Consider the following 1,117-nt stretch of genomic DNA (forward strand, 5'->3'; position numbering starts at 1 on the left):
CGATGCCAGAACGCGATGTGCGCTCAATTTTGGGTTCATTTATGTTCTCGGGTGAATCGGTGGATAAGATTGTGTCGGCGCTTTCGGGTGGTGAACGCGCGCGTTTGCTGCTAACGAAGTTGTCATTGCAACACGCAAACTTTTTGATTCTTGACGAACCTACCAACCACTTGGATATTGATTCACGTGAAGTGCTTGAGACAGCGTTAAATGAGTTTAACGGCACGATTTTCTTTGTTTCGCACGACCGTTACTTCATTAACGCCGTGGCGACCGAGGTGGTTGAGTTATCACCAAACGGCACGCGTTTCTTTGATGGTGATTACGATTACTACTTGGAGAAGACGGCTGGCGAACAAGCAGCGTCACACCGGGCCAAGGCCAGCTTTGAAACGACGGAAGAGTTCAAAGAAGCGTCAGCCACGCCGATTGAGAACTTGAGTCGTGAAGAACGCAAGGAGCGTCAGAAAGAACAACGTAAGCTTGAACGGGCAGTGTCAGCAGCTGAAGAAGAGATGGAAACGTTGAATACCAAGCGAGATGCACTGAACGCAGAGTTGAATGATCCAGCCAACGGTGCTGACTTGGGTAAGTTAACGGACTTGTCCAAGGAAATCGCTGCGTTGGATGCACAATTAGCCACAGTCGAGGAACAATGGACTGAAGCAAGTATGGCACTGGAAGAATTTAATAATTAAGACAAAAGTCTCGGCGGGAATCGTCGAGACTTTTTGTCTTATCCGGGTAAATAATTGCACAAAATTTGTTGCAAAAATATCTCAGTGTGCTATTATTATTTATGTTGATTAGCACTTAACAAAAGAGAGTGCTAAAAATTATAATTGCCTATGGAGGTCATATAACATGTTGAAGCCTTTGGGAGATCGTGTTGTTTTGCAAGTTGAAGAAGCACCTGAGCAATCAGTTGGTGGCATTTTACTTGCGTCAAACGCTCAAGAAAAGTCAGTTACCGGAACGGTTGTTGCTGTTTCAACGCAATCAGTTGGTGACTTGACGGCCCCAGCTGCAGTGAAGGAAGGTGACCAGGTCATCTTTGATAAGTATGCTGGCTCAGAAGTAACGGTTGACGGTGTCGACTACTTGGTCGTACACGAAA

Annotated in this window: 2 protein-coding genes; both read left to right on the forward strand. The window is 45.9% G+C overall.

Annotation, left to right across the window (positions count from 1 at the left end):
• Nucleotides 1–698, forward strand: a 698-nt coding sequence (locus tag WEIDD23_RS04120) for an ABC transporter C-terminal domain-containing protein (RefSeq protein WP_156469557.1), incomplete at its 5' end; no start/stop codon positions are given.
• A gap of 166 nt (nt 699–864) precedes the next feature.
• A partial coding sequence (locus WEIDD23_RS04125) for a GroES family chaperonin (protein ID WP_062358792.1) occupies nt 865–1,117 on the forward strand: 253 nt, incomplete at its 3' end.

This window comes from Weissella sp. DD23 (assembly GCF_001579105.1).
Classification (GTDB): Bacteria; Bacillota; Bacilli; order Lactobacillales; family Lactobacillaceae; genus Weissella; species Weissella cibaria.